The sequence below is a fragment of the Microvirga sp. 17 mud 1-3 genome (assembly GCF_003151255.1).
In the GTDB taxonomy this organism is placed as follows: Bacteria; Pseudomonadota; Alphaproteobacteria; order Rhizobiales; family Beijerinckiaceae; genus Microvirga.
In genome coordinates, this window is record NZ_CP029481.1 from 125,384 (window position 1) to 140,509 (window position 15,126).

Here is a 15,126-nt window from a genome sequence, read left to right on the forward strand (position 1 = left end):
TAGACACGGCGCAACATGGTCGGTGCGCTGCGATCCTATCGGCGCGCCGCAGCGGAGAGATTTGCGATGAAGGACGACCTGAGAGCGCGCTACGGTGAGGAGCGACTGCCTCGTTACACGAGCTATCCGACGGCGCCGCACTTTTCGGACGCCATCGGGCCTTCGGCCTATACGGACTGGCTTGCGGCGCTTCCGGCACAGGCGAGCACCTCGCTTTATCTCCATGTGCCTTTCTGCCGGTCCATGTGCTGGTATTGCGGCTGCCATACAACCATAACTCAGCGGGATGCACCGATCGTGGACTACATCGCGGTCTTGCGCCGCGAGATCGATCTCGTGGCGGATCGTCTGACCACACGCCTGCCCGTGCGCCATATCCATTTCGGCGGTGGCACGCCCACCATTATGGAGCCGTCGGAACTCCTCGGCCTCATGGACCTCATGCGGCGGAGATTCTCGCTCGAGGATACGGCCGAGGTCGCGGTCGAGATTGACCCGCGCACGCTGACCCGCACCATGACGGCCACGCTCGGCGAGGCGGGCGTCAACCGCGCGAGTCTGGGTGTCCAGAGCTTCGATCCTGTCGTCCAGCGTGCGATCAACCGGATCCAGAGCTTCGAGCAGACCGAGCGGGCCGTGAACGGCCTCAGGGATGCAGGCGTGCGCGGCATCAATTTCGACCTGATCTACGGGCTTCCGCACCAAAGCGTCGAATCCTGCATCGAAACGGTTCGGCAGAGCATCGCGCTCCGGCCCGAGCGCTTCTCGGTCTTCGGCTATGCGCATATTCCGTCGTTCAAGAAGCACCAGCGCAAGATCGACGAGGCGGCGCTGCCGGACGGAGCGGCCCGCTACGCGCAGGCCGAGGCCATTGCGGATGCGCTGACTGAGGCCGGCTATCGCCGGATCGGCCTCGATCATTATGCTCTGCCGGGAGACACGATGGTGAAGGCGCAGGCGGATGGCGTCCTGCACCGCAACTTCCAGGGCTACACCACCGATCCAAGCGACGTGCTCATCGGCTTCGGCGCTTCGTCCATCGGGCGGCTCACGCAGGGCTATGTGCAGAATGAAGTGGTTTTGGGGCGCTATGCGGAGCGCATCGGGCGGGGCGAGCTCGCCACCGCCAAGGGTTATGCCCTTACGGCGGACGATCGCCTGCGGGCAGACCTGATCGAGCGCGTCATGTGCGACTTCCGGGTCGATGTGGCGGAAGTCTGCGGGCGGCACGGCGTGGCGGCGGATGCCGTGCTGCAAACGGTTCCCCGCCTGCAAGGGCTTGCGGAAGACGGCATCGTGCGCATCGACGGCCCGGTCCTGTCCGTGAATGACGACATGCGCTTCCTCGTAAGAAGCGTCGCCTCGGCGTTCGACGCCTATCTCGGCGCTTCGGGCCGGACCCACAGCCGCGCGGTGTAGAGCCGCTCCCCGCGAGGCGGAGGCGGCTCTCTACAGCATCGGACCCAAAAGTGGACCCACTTTTGGGATCAATCCGATGCTTCTTCTCTGGGCTGGAGCATCGTTCGGGGCGGAAAACCGGGTCCACTTTTCCGCACGATGCTCTAGGGCTACCGGACGAGGTGCCGGTAGATCGCCGGGAGGGCCGCCGGAAGCTTCGCGATCTGGCCGACGATGGCATAGCCGCCGCGGCCGAAAAGGGTCGGGAAGTAGGATTGCGCATCCCGGTCCACGGTCACGCCGAACACTGTCACGCCGGCCCGGCGCGATTCCATGACGGCGCGGCGGGTATCCTCGATGCCGAATCGGCCTTCGTAATGGTCGATGTCGTTGGGCTTGCCGTCCGTGAGGACGAGAAGAAGCCGCTGCCGGTTCGGACGCTCCGCAAGCTGTGCGGCGGCATGGCGGATTCCTGCTCCGATGCGGGTATAATAGCCCGGCTTCAGGGCCGAGATGCGCCGTATGGCGCCGGCGTCCAAAGGTTCGTCGAAATCCTTCACGGTCTCGACTCGGACCCAGGAATGCCGGCGTGACGTGAAGGTCATGATCGCGTGGGAATCGCCGCAGGCCGCAAGCCCGTGCGACAGCACCAGCAGCGCCTCCTTTTCCACGTCGAGCACCCGCCGGTCGTCCACCCAGGCATCTGTCGAGAGCGACACGTCCACAAGGATCGTGACCGCCAGGTCGTGCGCCTGACGGCGGCTTGCTAGGTAGACCCGGTCCGATCCACAGCCGCCTGAGCGCAGATCGCTGTGCGCCCGTACGAGTGCATCCACGTCGATCTCTTCTCCATCGGCCTGGGCCCTTAGGATCTCGTGTTTGGGCCGAAGCGCCTCGAACTGGCGGCGCACGCGGCGGATGCGCCGCCGCGCCGCTGCATCGGGCGTCCAGTCTTCCCCCTGCTCGGAGGCGCGCGCGACGATCACCCGGCAATGCTTTGGCAGATAGGCTTTGCGCGTGTAGTCCCATTCGGGATAGGCCAGCTCCGCGGTCACGGAGGCGTTCGAGATGGCTTCCGGCCGCAGGTCGAGATCGAATCTGAGCCGGGTCGCGGGCTTGCCCTGGTGCCGTGCCAGCGGAATCTCGTCGGCATCGTCGAGTGCCTTCTCGGCATTCTCGTCCTCGTCCTCATCGGACGGCCGGCTGACATTGACCATCTCGGCCATGGCCAGGATCTTTTCGAACCGGTTCAGGACGAACGGATCGGAGCGCTGGGCCCGGTCGGCCTCGCGCCTTGCCGCGAAACGCTTGCGGCTGTCGGAGGCCGCGAGGGTGCCGGGGCCAGCGGGCTCGTCGCTGTTGCGGCCCGGAGCACCTGCCGCACGGATCCACGTGTCGCCCCACAGGGGCGCCGGAAGGAAAGGCTGATAGGTCGGCCCGGCCCGCCAGGCTCCATCGTTGCGGAGGGCGGCGTCCTCCCAGCCTACAGGTGGTGTCGCATGCTCATCCCCGAGAAGCGAGAGGACGATCTGCTCGATCTTCTGCTCGGCCGGAGGCAGGGCGCGCTTCGGACGGGCCTCGCGCAGCGCAGTGCACAGGTCGCGATAGGGCTGCACCAGCCCGGGGCAGACCTGGAGCACCCGCTCGGCCGTTTCCTTGGCGGTCCTCAGGACCAGGAGATCCCGGCGCAAAGGATCGGCCTCATCGTGCGGGACGAGTGGCACATGGGCGAAATAGGCCGCGAGCCAGAGATAGAGGGCGCGGTTGAGTGTACGCGAGGGGAAAAGCTCGATCCTCGGCGGCAGGAAGAGGGTTGCGGGGTCGCGACCCGGCTGCTCCAGACGTTCCTCCGCCAGCCCGATCCGCTGGCGCAGGTTCATGCGATGGGACGAGGCGCGGGCGGCGGTGCCGGCGAGCTGGACACCCGCCTCGCCGCCAAGCCCGCGGAACAGGACACCGAGCGGCGCGCGCATCTCGTCGAAGGAGACGCCGAAGGCCGGGTGGCGCGGATAGCTCCCAGCGCGGCCGACCAGCCGGTGCCAGAGATGGCCGACGGTTTCTTCCAGTTCGAGGAAATCGAGCATGGTGCTCCTCCGGGTCAGCCGAGAGTTGCGTGGGCGACTTCGATCAGGCCTTTCTTGACGTCGGCATCGTCCGTGAGAGGTTCGATCAGGGCCGCCGCGACAGCCTCCTCAGCCGAGACGCCGGCCGCGATGAGCGAGGCGCAATAGACCAGGAGGCGCGTGGAAACGCCTTCCTCCAGGTCCTGACCCTTCAGCGCCCTGAGGCGCCGGGCGAGGAGCAGGAGCGGGCGGACACGCTCTTCCGGCAGGCCGCTCTCGGCGGCGACAACCGCGACCTCGTGCTCCAGGGGCAGGAAATCGAACTCGATGGCGATGAAGCGCTGGCGCGTCGACGGCTTCAGGGATTTCAGGAGGGACTGGTAGCCGGGATTGTAGGACACAACGAGCATGAAGGAATCCGGCGCCTGCAGCTCCTCGCCGGTGCGGTCGAGCGGCAGGATGCGCCTGTCGTCGGTCAAGGGATGCAGGACGACGGTCACGTCCTTGCGGGCCTCCACAATCTCGTCGAGGTAGCAGATGCCGCCCTCGCGCACCGCACGGGTCAGTGGCCCGTCCGCCCAGACGGTGTCGCCGCCCTTCAGGAGATAGCGGCCCGTGAGGTCGGCGGCGGTCAGGTCGTCATGGCAGGACACCGTGTGGAGCGGCAGGCCGAGACGCGAGGCCATGTGAGCCACGAACCGGGTCTTGCCGCAGCCCGTCGGCCCCTTGAGCAGGAGCGGCAGGCGCTTGCGCCAGGCAAGTTCGAAGAGAGCGCATTCGTTTCCCGCCGGAACGTAATAGGGCAGGTCCGCCGGCGCCTGCGGCACGGACTGGAGAAGGGGCCTCATGGATCGAATCCTTCACGAAATCGGACAGGGAAAGCCGGGGCGGCCGGGCGCCGCCCCGGGGAGAGTCATTCGGCAGGCTGGAGCTGGCCCAGGGCCGGCGCCTTCTCGCGTCCGGGAACCAGGACCGCGTAGACGAACATCAGCGCCGAGATCAGCACGAAGGCTCCCGAGCCGAGCCGGATCCAGTAGAAGAGGGCGAGCTGCTCCTGCACTTCCATGTAGGACTGGCCGAGTACCCGCTGCAGGTGGACCTGGATGACGCCCGCGAAGGTGAGCGCGAAGGTCATGACCGACATCGCCGTGCACATAATCCAGAAGCTCGTGATGCTGAGCCATTGGTTGTAGGGCGCGCGGCCGCGGATCTGCGGCATGGCGTAGGCCATGACCGCGAGATTGAGCATCACGTAGGCGCCGAAGAAGGCGAGGTGCCCGTGAGCGGCCGTGACCTGCGTGCCATGGGTGTAGTAGTTCACCGACGACAGGGTGTGCAGGAAGCCCCAGACACCCGCGCCGAAGAAGGCCATCACGGCACAGCCGACCGACCATAGAAGCGCGGCGCGGTTGGGATGGCGACGGCCCGCCTTCCAGGTCATCTGCACCGTGAAGATGATCATGGTGAAGAAGGGTGCCACTTCGAGCGTCGAGAACAGGGAGCCGATCCACTGCCAGTATCCCGGTGCGCCGATCCAGTAGAAGTGGTGGCCGGTACCGAGGATGCCTGAGAACAGCGCCATGCCGACGATCACATAGAGCCACTTCTCGACGACCTCACGGTCGATGCCGTTGAGCTTGATCATCAGGAAGGCCAGGACCGAGGCCATGATAAGCTCCCACACGCCCTCGACCCACAGGTGCACGATGTACCACCAGTACAGCTTGTCCACCGCGAGATTCACCGGGTTGTAGAAGGCGAACAGGAAGAAGATGGCCACGCCCCACAGACCGAAGAGCAGGATGTTGGTGACGACCGTCTTTCGCCCTTTCAGAACCGTCATGGTGATGTTGAAGAGGAACATCAGGCAGACCACCACGATGCCGACCTTGATCGAGAAGGGCTGCTCTAGAAACTCACGCCCCTCGTGGATCTTGAACATGTAGCCCACGACGGCGACGGCCGCGGCGCCCAGAAACAGCCAGAACTGCACCTTGGCGATCAGCGGGCTGAACAGCTCGGTCTCGGCCTCCTCGGGCACGAGATAGTAGGTCGCGCCCATGAAGCCGATCAGCAACCACACGATCAGGGCGTTCGTGTGGATCATGCGGACGATGTTGAAGGGCAACAGCTCGGAGAGCGTGTTGGGCAGGACGTAGATGGTGCCGGCCAGGACGCCGAACGCGACCTGGGCCATGAACAGGCCGAGCGCTCCGTAGAAATAGAGCGCGGCCACCTTTTGCGATTGGTACTTCATGATGTGCTTTCCGATCTCACCCGGCCTTGTTCGGCGGCCAGTTCTGGGTCTTGATTCGGCCGGTCCATTCCAGGAAGTCGGCGAGATCGTTGAGTTCCTGGTCGGTCAGGTTGAACTGCGGCATCTGGCGGCGCCCCTCGATGCCGGAGGGCTGGGCCTGCATCCAGGCCTTGAGCATGTCGCGCGCCGTGGCCGGGTCCTCCTTGCCACCCCAGCGATCCCAGAGATTCCCGAGTTCCGGCGCGAAATAGGCGCCTTCGCCCAGGATGGAGTGGCAGTTGATGCAGGAGTTCTTCTCCCACACGTGCTTTCCGCGGGCGACGGAGTCGGACAGGGTCGACGTGTCCGTCGACGTGGTGTTCATGTAGTAGTGACTGTGGGCCGTTAAGCCTACGAAGATAGCGAAGAAGAAGAACGAGCCCCCGTAGAACACGTTTCTCGCCGCCGATTTGGTGAGGGCTTCAGCCATCACGCGGTCCTTTCCGAAATGACAGGGATGCAGCAATGCGGCGTGAGCCGCCGGACGGACGCCGCGCAGGCGGGCTGCGTGAGCGTTGGGATCGGGGTGATGACATGCGGACCTGCTTCGGGCCCGGACCGGGCCCCTCGTGGCGAACGGCTGGCAAGCTACAGGAGCGGCGCCATTGCTCTTTGCTCCAGGACAAGCTTCAGGGCTGTGCCTCGACGATCAGGTGCGCAGCAGCGACATGGCGGCGGCCGCGAAGGACGTTGCCGCGATGAGCAGGAGCCATGAGAACATCAGCGTGCGCCAGACCGGCGGTACGGTGCGCAGCTTGAGAAAGTCGAGCAGCATCCACCGTCCCTTGAACACGGCGGCTGCAAGCACGACGCCGTCGACAATAAGGCCCGTGGCTCCGGCCCGCGCGGCCGCCATGCTGGCGAGCGTCAGAACCACGAGGGCGATCCAGGCATGGGTGATCCGGCGCATGGTGGGCGACGTCATGGCTTCAGCCCACCAGGTAGATCAGCGGATACATGACGATCCAGACGAGATCGACCATGTGCCAGAAGGCCGTGCCGGTCTTCAGGTTGTCCAAGCTGTCGTGAAGAGCCACCATTGCAAGGATCACGACGCCGAGCAGGACATGAAGGAGGTGAAAGCCAGTTAGGAGAAAGTAGAGAGTGAAGAAGGTGTCGGTATCGATACCGATCCCGGCGCGAACCTTGTCGGCGTATTCGACAATCTTGATGCCGACGAAGACAAGGCCCAGCCCCATGGCGCCCGCGAGCAGCGCACGCGTTGCTCCGCGCCGACCCAGGATGTGGGCCTCGACGGCGAGCGCTGCGAGCCATCCGCTGGTGATGAGCACGAGAGTATTCGCGCCGCCGAGCAGTGGATCGAGATGCGCCCGCCCGGCCGCGAAGAGCGCAGGCTGAACCGCGCCTGTGACCGAAAAGATCAGGAAGAGCAGCCCGAAGGTCACGACCTCCGTGAGAATGAGCACCCACATCATGGGATGTCCTGGAAGGTCCGAGAGCCCGCCCCAGGGGCGTTCCTCCTGTGCGGTCGTCATTGGTCTCACCCTCCCGGTCTCGTCGCGGTCGATCCTCTATCGCGCGCTTTCGGGCTTTCTCGTTGCGCTGGCGCAAACAAGGCTCTCGTATTCCCGGCCATAGATGTGCCGCCTGAACCTTGGAGAGACCGGCCATGACCGACGCGCAGATCGGACTGATGACCGCAACGCCCCTCATCGTCATTTTCGCCATCATGCTGTACCGCATGGGAGTGCTGCGCCTGACCGGGACTCTCGCGGCCGTGGCCCTGTCGGTGGCGATCGCCGGAGCTCTCTTCTTCACCCAATGAGTGGCGCTGGGCTCATCCTGTCATAAGGCCCGCAAGGGGGTCGACGCCGATGAGAAGCGCATGCCCCTGGAAGACGAACCAGAGATAAAGGGCGGCGGCGACCAGGGCGGGCAGGACCAGCCGGGAGAGGGCGCTCCATGGAGCTTTCCCGGCGACGAGCGCCGCGAAGGGGATGACCGAGGTCCCGGCGCTCAGGGCGCGCCAGCGCTCCGGCCCAAGGCGCTTGCGGGCCCTGGCGTCCAGAAGCACGAAGCCGATGAGCGAGAAGGCCGCCATGGTGCCGAAGAGCAGCAGGGCGACCAGGGTCCCGTTCGGCGGAATATGCGCAAGCGCCCAGAGAAGGAATGCCCACAGAGCCGGATGCCGCGTGACGGCCGTGATCGCGCCGGGTGTCTTGCCGCTGTGGAACGAGATCGAGAGCGGGTTGGGCTCCGTTAGACCAGCGACGAGAAGGAAGGCCGCGATGGGCATGACGATGAACGGAACATGCCATTGCCACGGCGCCGGATCCCAGAGCCAAACGGTCTCGGCCCGCCGCGCCGCCACGATGAGCCAGCCCAGGAGGGCGAGCGAGAGCATCGAATAGGCGACGAGATAGGTGGTCCTGCCCATGTGGGCGATCAGTCCGGCACGCAGCCCAGGGCTTGCCGGAATAAGATGAGCCACCAGGAAGGCCGCCAGTGCGATGCAGAACTCGATCATGGGCATGGGTCTCCAGGAGGCTTGGCCGCGCACCCGACGATAATGGGCATACGCCGCGTGGATCTCCCGTGCGAGAGGCAAGGCGGCCTAGCGAGCGCTTTACCTCCCGCCATCCGGGCGTGGATTCAGGCAGCGCGGCTGATCCGGATTCTCCAGAGGTCCGGGCCTTCTTCCTGGTAATCCCACCCGAACTCCCCCGGCCGCGCAACATTGAACTGGTAGAACAGGGGCCGCGGGTCGTGGTCGTTCACGAGCAGGAAGGCCTCACCGGGCGCCAGCTGGTCGAAGGTCTGGAAGATCAGGGGATGGCGCATCCGCGGCACGATCTGCCGGACGTCGATGACGGTTTCGGTCACGTTGCAGCTGCACATCAAAAGGTCTTTCTCGGTGAGCGGCCGAGCAGTTCGTGGCCGCGGGGGGTGATGAAATCCGGGCTCCAGACGGGGTCCCAGACCAGATGGACATCGATGCGGGGAATCTCCGGGAAGCGATGCGCGAGGCTGTCGCGCGCTTCCTCCACGATCATCTCGCCGAGCGGGCAGGCCCGGGTCGTGAGGGTCAGGGCGACCTCGACACCCTCCGGAGATTGAGCGGCCCGATAGACCAGGCCGAGATCGACTACGCTGAGGCCGATCTCCGGGTCCATGACGTCCGCCAGGCCCTCGAGAACCACCGGATCGAGGGATTGCGGCTCCCTGGAGGCCTTGGCAGGTCGGGTCATCGGTGCTCCTCGCTTCGATGTCGCAACCCTGGCCGAGGGAGGCCCGCGCTTCTTTGCCCTGCCTCAAACAAGGCGCAGTTTCTATGCCGGCACGCCCTCTCCTTGTCGCTGCGCAAAGAAGTGCGGGTGCGGCTCGGCTAATCATGAGGCATGAAACAGTTCATCACCTGGAGGCTGTCATGCCCCTCGAAGCGACCCAGCTCGTCGACGACGTGATGCGAAAATGGCCTGCAACGATCCGCGTCTTCCTCGATCACAGGATGCGCTGCGTCGGCTGCCCCATCGCGTGCTTCCATACCATCGACGATGCCTGCCGCGAGCACGGCGCGGATTGCGTGGCTTTCATGGCGGATCTTCGCGCCATCGTTGCCCGGGAAGAGGCGCGGGCCTGCACGTCGCCGGACTAGGCGCCTTCGGACGGTCGGGGCGAATTCAGGTCGGCGTGCCTTCGGCAAGCAGGAAGAGCTTGTGCGGATCGCGGATCGTGATCCGCTGACGCCCGCTCTCGACGAGGCCCCGCTCCTCCCAGCTGCTCAGAATCCGGCTCACGGTGTGGAGCGTGGTCCCGGTCATCTCCGCGACATCCTGCCGCGAGATCGGAAAGTCGATCTGGATACCGTCCTCGCTCTTCCGGCCGGCCTGATGGGCCAGACGTAGCAGGGCGTGGGCCACGCGCTTCTCGACCTGCTCGGTCGAGATCTCGACGACGCGCGTATGGGCGTCCTGGAGTCGGTTTCCGACCGTCTGGAGGGTGTTGACCGCAAGCGAGGGATGCTTGGCGACAAGGCGCGACCATGCGGCAGAGGGCCAGACGAGCGCGATGCTGTCCACGATCGCAAGGGCCGTCGCGGGATAGCGTGGCCGGCCCATGGCTATGGCGATTCCGAACAATTCCCCGGGCGTGACGAAGCGGACCACCACCTGCTGGCCCTCCGGCGTCACCTTCATGACGCGCAGATGCCCGTGAAGCAGCACGAAGAAGGAATGCGCCTCCTCGTCCTGCTGGAACACTGGCGTGCCTTTGGGATACCGGATCGATTGCGCCTCGCGCAGGATCTGGTCGAGATCGTCGGACGGTAGCCCGGCGAACATGGGCAGGCCGGCCACGAGGGATCTGTCTAGGCTCGCCATCGGCACATTCCCAAATCGGCTCGCATGATCGACGAAGAGCCCGGAAAAGGGTTCCGCCCGGCTCTTCGGCTCCGAAGTCTCCGCTTGAGGCCGGTCAGGCTCGGCCGGTTGCAAGAGGCTCTTCACTGGGTCCTTTTACCTTAAGGAGCCCGGCGGGCAAGTCTGGGAAGGGAAACAGGCCTGCCGTCAGCTGGTAGGAAAGAGGGTGAGAGCGGCGGCCGGAGCCGCAAAAGTTGCAAAATGGTCTGGCTCCTTGCGCCAAAACAAACAAGCGGGTGGCACTCCGGCGTATCACCCTCCTCAAGAGCTTCGGCCCGAGGCTCACAGGTTCGCATGACAGAGGAGATGGATTATGCGCAAGGTCATCATGCTCGGCGTTCTCGTGGCGGCACTCGGAGCCGCTGGCGCAGCCGGCGCGGCCGAGGTCGAAGTAAAGATGCTCAACAAGGGCACCGAGGGCGTCATGGTGTTCGAGCCGGCGCTCGTGAAGATCAATCCGGGCGACACGGTGAAGTTCGTGGCGGCCGACAAGGGCCACAACGTCGAGAGCATCGACGCGATGACCCCCGAAGGCGGCAAGGCCTTCGTCGGCAAGGTCAACGAGGAACTCGCCATCACGTTCGATAAGCCCGGCGCCTATGGCTACAAGTGCAAGCCCCATTACGGAATGGGCATGGTCGGCCTCGTCGTGGTCGGCGAGCCGGCCAATCTCGATCAGGCCAAGGCGGCCGCCCATCCGGGCAAGGCCAAGCAGGCGTTCGCGACCCTCTTCGACAAGCTTGCCACCACGGCGACCGCCGCCAAGTAGCCTTCGTCCGAGCACGTCTTGTCACTGACAATCCCGCATCGCCGCGCCCAAGGCGTGGCGATGCCAGCATGGCACCCGTTTCGATGGCGACTCTCGACATCAGCTTCAAGCCGGAGCGCGCCCATCTGCGCAGACCCAAGCGCGGCGTCATCGCGGAGCGGGTCGTTCCCCAGGCGGTCCGGGGGCGCTATCGCCGCCTGAAATGGGCAGCCCTCATTCTCTGTCTGACCATTTACTACATTCTGCCCTTCGTGCGCTGGGAGCGGGGACCCGGCCAGCCCGGGCAGGCGGTCCTCTTCGACATGGAGCGGGGCCGCCTCTATGCCTTTTTCATCGAGATCTGGCCGCAGGAGGTCTATTACCTCACGGGCCTCCTGGTCCTGGCGACCCTCGTGCTCATCTGGATCAACGCTGTCGCCGGGCGGATCTGGTGCGGGTATTTCTGCCCCCAGACGGTCTGGACCGACCTGTTCCTGCTCGTCGAGCGCGCGATCGAGGGCGACCGCCGGGAGCGCCTGAAAAAGCGCGACGCTCCCCTCACGGTGCGTCGCATTCTTGAGATCGGCCTCAAGCACGCAGCCTGGATCCTCGTCTCCATGGCGACGGGTGGTGCCTTCGTGCTGTATTTCGCCGATGCGCCGACCCTCGTGGGCGACATGGTCACGGGCCGAGCCTCGGCCATCGCTTATGCGTGGGTCGTCATCCTGACGGGCACGACCTATGTGCTCGCCGGTTTTGCCCGCGAGCAGGTCTGCACCTGGATGTGCCCGTGGCCCCGGCTCCAGGGCGCCATCTGGGACCCGGAGGCGCTGACCGTCAATTATCGGGACTATAGGGGCGAACCGCGCGGCTCTGCCAAGAAGGCCGCCGAGCTGCGGGCGAAGGGCGAGCCGGCCGGGGATTGCGTCGATTGCCTGCAATGCGTGAATGTCTGTCCCATCGGCATCGATATCAGGGAGGGACCGAATTTCGCTTGCATCAATTGCGGCCTCTGCGTCGATGCCTGCGACGGCGTCATGGCCAAGCTCGACCGTCCGCGCGGCCTCATCGACTACGAGGCCTGGGCCAATATCGAGCGGGAGCGCAGCGGGCAGCCCGCCCGCCGGCGCGTGGTCCGCACGAAGACAGTCGCGCTCGGCCTCGCCATCGTGGCGCTTGCGGCCGCGATGGGCGTTGGTCTCGCACTGCGCGGCGATGCTAAGATCGCCGTCATCCACGACCGTAACCCGGTCGCAGTTCGTTTGTCCGACGGGCGCACGCGCAACGGTTACACGGTGCGGCTCTATAACAAGGCCGACAATGAGCGCTCGTTCCGGCTCGCCGTGAGCGGCCTCACTGACGCAGCCATCGAGGTGGTGGGTCATGATGCAGCCGTGAGCGTGGCATCGGATGCGACCCGCGAACTGCGTGTGCTCGTGTCCTCCGCTGAGGGCGAGAGACGGTCCATCGCCTTTGTGGCGACCGATCTCGCGTCCGGGCGGGCCGTGACCGCGCAGGACATGTTCATTCCAAGCGAAGGAGGCCGCTGATGGCTCCGATCCCACGCCTGCGGGACTACAAGGGACCTGCGCTTCTCTCCTACGGCTTCCGTCCGTTCTTCCTGTTCGGCTCCCTCTATGCGGGCCTCGCGATTCTGGCTTGGCTGCCGATGTTCTATGGGGAATTGTCCCTGTCGACGGCATTCGCGCCCCGCGACTGGCACATCCACGAGATGCTCTACGGTTATCTCACGGCCGTGGTGACGGGCTTCCTCCTGACGGCGGTCCCGAACTGGACCGGGCGCCTTCCGCTCCAGGGGCGGCCTCTGCTGGTGCTGGTGCTGGTCTGGGCTGCCGGGCGCGTGGCCGTCACGGTCTCGGCCTGGATCGGATGGGAGCTCGCGGCCGTCATCGACAATGCCTTCCTGCTTCTCGTGGCGGCCGCCTTGGGCCGTGAGATCCTCAAAGGAAAGAACTGGCGCAACCTCAAGGTCCTGATCGCGCTCGCGGTCCTCTTCGTGGGCAATGTCGTGTTCCACCTGGAATCGCATTTCGTCAGTGTCACCGAATACGGCACCCGCCTGGGGATTGCCGCCACCATGATGCTGATCATGCTCATCGGCGGGCGCATCCTGCCCAGCTTCACGCGCAACTGGCTCGCGCGCGCCAATCCTGGCCGGTTGCCGGCGCCCTTCGGGACCTTCGACATCGTCTCCATGGTGGCGGCCGGCGTGGCGCTTCTCGCCTGGACCTTCATGCCCTTTGGGCCGCTGACCGGAGCGCTCCTGATCGCGGCCGGCCTGCTCCAGGCGGCGCGCCTCGGACGCTGGGCCGGGGACCGCACCTGGCGGGACCGGCTCGTCCTGATCCTGCACGTCGCCTATGCGTTCGTGCCGCTCGGTTTCGTCCTGACCGGCCTTGCAGCATTGGAACTCCTGCCCACGGGCGCCGGCATCCATGCCTGGACCGGCGGCGCCATGGGGGTGATGACTCTGGCCGTGATGTCGCGGGCGAGCCTCGGACATACCGGGAGAGCCCTCGTCGCCTCGACCGCCACCCAGATCCTTTACGGTTTCGTGGTCGTCGCTGCGCTCGCGCGGGTCTGTGCCGCGGTCCATCCTGCCTGGAGCGACCCGCTGCTGCATCTGGCCGGCGGCGCCTGGGCGGCAGCCTTTATCGGCTTTGCGATCGCCTATTGGGCGGTGTTCACCCGGCCGCGGCTTTCCGCTTGAGGTAGGCGCGCTCTGCACGCCTCCGTCGACATCGTTCCATTGATCTGGCGCAAAGTGCCGGGTGCGGCTTCGTGCCAGTCTTGCGTGAGACCAGGGAGGTTCCGATGGGTCTGATGAGCGCATGGACGAAATGGCAATCCGCCCGCGCGGCGGAAGGAGAGCTGGCCCGCCTGGGCACGGAGGACCTCCGCAGCCTTGCCCGGGATGCAGGGGTCTCGGCCGATCAGCTGGTCCGGCTGGCGTCACGGCGCGCCAAGGGCGCCGATGAGCTGCCGCTCCTCATGAAGGCTCTTGGCCTCTCGCCGGAAAAGACTGCCCGTACCCGTCCTGACGTCATGCGCGACATGAGCGTCGTCTGTTCCGGCTGCAAGGTGGCGAGCCATTGCCGGCGTGCCATCGAGTCGGGTTGGGCGCCGGTCGTGCAGCGATACTGCCCGAACGCCGTGACCCTCCAGGCCTTGCTGGACGAGAGGTGATCCCGGGCGCAGGGTCCAGGATTGTCTCAGGCCGCCAGAATGGTGCGCTTTTCGCCGCTGTCCGTCGTCAGGCGGACTTCGCCTGTTCCGATCCGGCGCAGGGTTTCGGCGATTGCTTCCTCGGGCAGAAGGCTGAAGGCGGTTGAAAGAGCGTCGGCTGCCGTTGCCGTGGGCATGACGACCGTAACGCTCCGGTACAACCGGGCGGAGGAACCGGTGCGCGGATCGAGCAGATGATTGAAGCGCCCGTCCGGATCGAAGCGGAAGCCGTAGGCTCCTGATGTCGCCACCGCCCGGTCGACCGCCTCCAGAACCGCGTCGACCCGCTCCGGATGGTCCGGATCGGCAATGCCGACCCGCCAGGGTGAGCCGTCCGGATGCGCGCCGATGGCCCGGCTCTCGCCCATGTCGACGAGGCTGCTGGTGATGCCGCCCTCCCGCAGGATGTCGACGACCCGGTCGGTTACGTAGCCCTGCGCGATGCCGTTCAGGGTCAGCCCCATGCCGCGATGCGCGAAGGCGATGCGGTTGCGGTCGAACGCGATATGCCCGAACCCGACCCGCTCCAGTGCCGATCCCACGGACGCCTCCGACGGCCCGCGAGGATCCGCGCCAGGCGCCGTGAAGTGGTCGCGATAGAGGGTCCAGAGAGCCTGCACGGTGGGGTCGAAGGCGCCGCCAGTCAGCGCGCCGTAGCGGCCACATTCCTCGAGGAGCGCCACGAGCTCGGCCGGCGGCGCGACGAGCATTCCCTGCCTGTTGAGCACCGACAGGGTGGAATCGTCCCTGTAGAGACTAAAGATCTCCTCCATGCGGCGCAGCTCCGCGAGCGAGCGCTCGACGAGCCGCTCGGCAGTGGCGCGGTCATGGTGATGGATCTGCAAGGTGGCCACCGCGCCCATCGCGTGGCCCTGCCACGTCACGAGCCGGGCCTCAGCCCGCGCCGCCCGTCCGAACGGCAGAAGGCTCAGGCCCGCCGCCGCCGCGCTGATTCCGATAACCCGCCTGCGGGAGAGGAGAGGGGACATGGGATTT

Annotated in this window: 18 protein-coding genes; 7 read left to right on the forward strand and 11 right to left on the reverse strand. The window is 65.8% G+C overall.

Annotated elements, in window-relative coordinates; translation table 11 throughout:
- Positions 1–66 precede the first annotated feature (66 nt).
- Positions 67–1,419: an oxygen-independent coproporphyrinogen III oxidase gene (gene hemN, locus C4E04_RS00610; protein WP_109593971.1), complete on the forward strand. Its 1,353-nt coding sequence runs from the start codon at positions 67–69 to the stop codon at positions 1,417–1,419.
- A gap of 149 nt (positions 1,420–1,568) precedes the next feature.
- Here the strand turns inward: hemN and C4E04_RS00615 are convergent, their stop codons facing one another.
- The 6 genes from C4E04_RS00615 to C4E04_RS00640 all read right to left on the reverse strand — a co-directional run bounded on the left by C4E04_RS00615 (position 1,569) and on the right by C4E04_RS00640 (position 7,253).
- Positions 1,569–3,482, reverse strand: coding sequence for a nitric oxide reductase activation protein NorD (locus C4E04_RS00615; RefSeq protein ID WP_109593973.1), 1,914 nt, complete (start codon positions 3,480–3,482; stop codon positions 1,569–1,571).
- A gap of 14 nt (positions 3,483–3,496) precedes the next feature.
- Positions 3,497–4,309 carry a CbbQ/NirQ/NorQ/GpvN family protein gene (locus C4E04_RS00620; RefSeq protein WP_109593975.1) on the reverse strand — a complete coding sequence of 271 codons (813 nt, stop codon included), beginning with the start codon at positions 4,307–4,309 and terminating at the stop codon, positions 3,497–3,499.
- A 65-nt stretch (positions 4,310–4,374) separates the two neighbouring features.
- Positions 4,375–5,718, reverse strand: coding sequence for a cbb3-type cytochrome c oxidase subunit I (locus C4E04_RS00625; RefSeq protein ID WP_109593977.1), 1,344 nt, complete (start codon positions 5,716–5,718; stop codon positions 4,375–4,377).
- A 16-nt stretch (positions 5,719–5,734) separates the two neighbouring features.
- On the reverse strand, positions 5,735–6,187 hold the full coding sequence (locus C4E04_RS00630; protein ID WP_109593979.1) for a cytochrome c: 453 nt from the start codon (positions 6,185–6,187) through the stop codon (positions 5,735–5,737).
- Positions 6,188–6,406: 219 nt separating this feature from the next.
- Positions 6,407–6,682, reverse strand: coding sequence for a cytochrome C oxidase subunit IV family protein (locus C4E04_RS00635; protein ID WP_245416184.1), 276 nt, complete (start codon positions 6,680–6,682; stop codon positions 6,407–6,409).
- A gap of 4 nt (positions 6,683–6,686) precedes the next feature.
- Positions 6,687–7,253 carry a cytochrome c oxidase subunit 3 family protein gene (locus C4E04_RS00640; protein ID WP_109593981.1) on the reverse strand — a complete coding sequence of 189 codons (567 nt, stop codon included), beginning with the start codon at positions 7,251–7,253 and terminating at the stop codon, positions 6,687–6,689.
- A 134-nt stretch (positions 7,254–7,387) separates the two neighbouring features.
- Here C4E04_RS00640 and C4E04_RS21065 point away from each other — a divergent pair, with 134 nt between their 5' ends.
- On the forward strand, positions 7,388–7,543 hold the full coding sequence (locus C4E04_RS21065; protein WP_174219240.1) for a hypothetical protein: 156 nt from the start codon (positions 7,388–7,390) through the stop codon (positions 7,541–7,543).
- 12 nt (positions 7,544–7,555) lie between these two features.
- Here the strand turns inward: C4E04_RS21065 and C4E04_RS00645 are convergent, their stop codons facing one another.
- From C4E04_RS00645 to C4E04_RS00655, 3 genes are all read right to left on the reverse strand, one after another.
- Positions 7,556–8,245 (reverse strand): NnrU family protein, encoded by a 690-nt coding sequence (locus C4E04_RS00645; RefSeq protein ID WP_174219241.1) that lies wholly within the window; start codon positions 8,243–8,245, stop codon positions 7,556–7,558.
- A gap of 125 nt (positions 8,246–8,370) precedes the next feature.
- Positions 8,371–8,601 carry a DUF2249 domain-containing protein gene (locus C4E04_RS00650; RefSeq protein ID WP_371682023.1) on the reverse strand — a complete coding sequence of 77 codons (231 nt, stop codon included), beginning with the start codon at positions 8,599–8,601 and terminating at the stop codon, positions 8,371–8,373.
- Positions 8,602–8,615: 14 nt separating this feature from the next.
- Positions 8,616–8,966, reverse strand: a complete 351-nt coding sequence (locus tag C4E04_RS00655) for a metal-sulfur cluster assembly factor (protein ID WP_109593986.1) — start codon at positions 8,964–8,966, stop codon at positions 8,616–8,618.
- Positions 8,967–9,145: 179 nt separating this feature from the next.
- Between C4E04_RS00655 and C4E04_RS00660 the strand changes: the two genes are divergently transcribed.
- Positions 9,146–9,373, forward strand: coding sequence for a DUF1858 domain-containing protein (locus C4E04_RS00660; RefSeq protein WP_109593988.1), 228 nt, complete (start codon positions 9,146–9,148; stop codon positions 9,371–9,373).
- Between the two features lie 25 nt (positions 9,374–9,398).
- Here the strand turns inward: C4E04_RS00660 and C4E04_RS00665 are convergent, their stop codons facing one another.
- Complete coding sequence (locus C4E04_RS00665) at positions 9,399–10,097, reverse strand: Crp/Fnr family transcriptional regulator (RefSeq protein ID WP_109600625.1); 699 nt, start codon at positions 10,095–10,097, stop codon at positions 9,399–9,401.
- 352 nt (positions 10,098–10,449) lie between these two features.
- Between C4E04_RS00665 and C4E04_RS00670 the strand changes: the two genes are divergently transcribed.
- From C4E04_RS00670 to C4E04_RS00685, 4 genes are all read left to right on the forward strand, one after another.
- Positions 10,450–10,905, forward strand: coding sequence for a pseudoazurin (locus tag C4E04_RS00670; protein ID WP_109593990.1), 456 nt, complete (start codon positions 10,450–10,452; stop codon positions 10,903–10,905).
- 68 nt (positions 10,906–10,973) lie between these two features.
- Positions 10,974–12,434 carry a cytochrome c oxidase accessory protein CcoG gene (gene ccoG, locus C4E04_RS00675; RefSeq protein ID WP_109593992.1) on the forward strand — a complete coding sequence of 487 codons (1,461 nt, stop codon included), beginning with the start codon at positions 10,974–10,976 and terminating at the stop codon, positions 12,432–12,434.
- On the forward strand, positions 12,434–13,615 hold the full coding sequence (locus C4E04_RS00680) for an NnrS family protein (RefSeq protein WP_109593994.1): 1,182 nt from the start codon (positions 12,434–12,436) through the stop codon (positions 13,613–13,615). Before ccoG ends, C4E04_RS00680 begins: the two co-directional genes overlap by 1 nt.
- Positions 13,616–13,719: 104 nt before the next feature.
- Positions 13,720–14,091 (forward strand): hypothetical protein, encoded by a 372-nt coding sequence (locus C4E04_RS00685; RefSeq protein ID WP_109593996.1) that lies wholly within the window; start codon positions 13,720–13,722, stop codon positions 14,089–14,091.
- Positions 14,092–14,117: 26 nt separating this feature from the next.
- On the opposite strand, the gene C4E04_RS00690 is transcribed toward C4E04_RS00685, so the two are convergent.
- Complete coding sequence (locus C4E04_RS00690) at positions 14,118–15,119, reverse strand: FAD:protein FMN transferase (protein ID WP_109593998.1); 1,002 nt, start codon at positions 15,117–15,119, stop codon at positions 14,118–14,120.
- Positions 15,120–15,126: the final 7 nt, after the last annotated feature.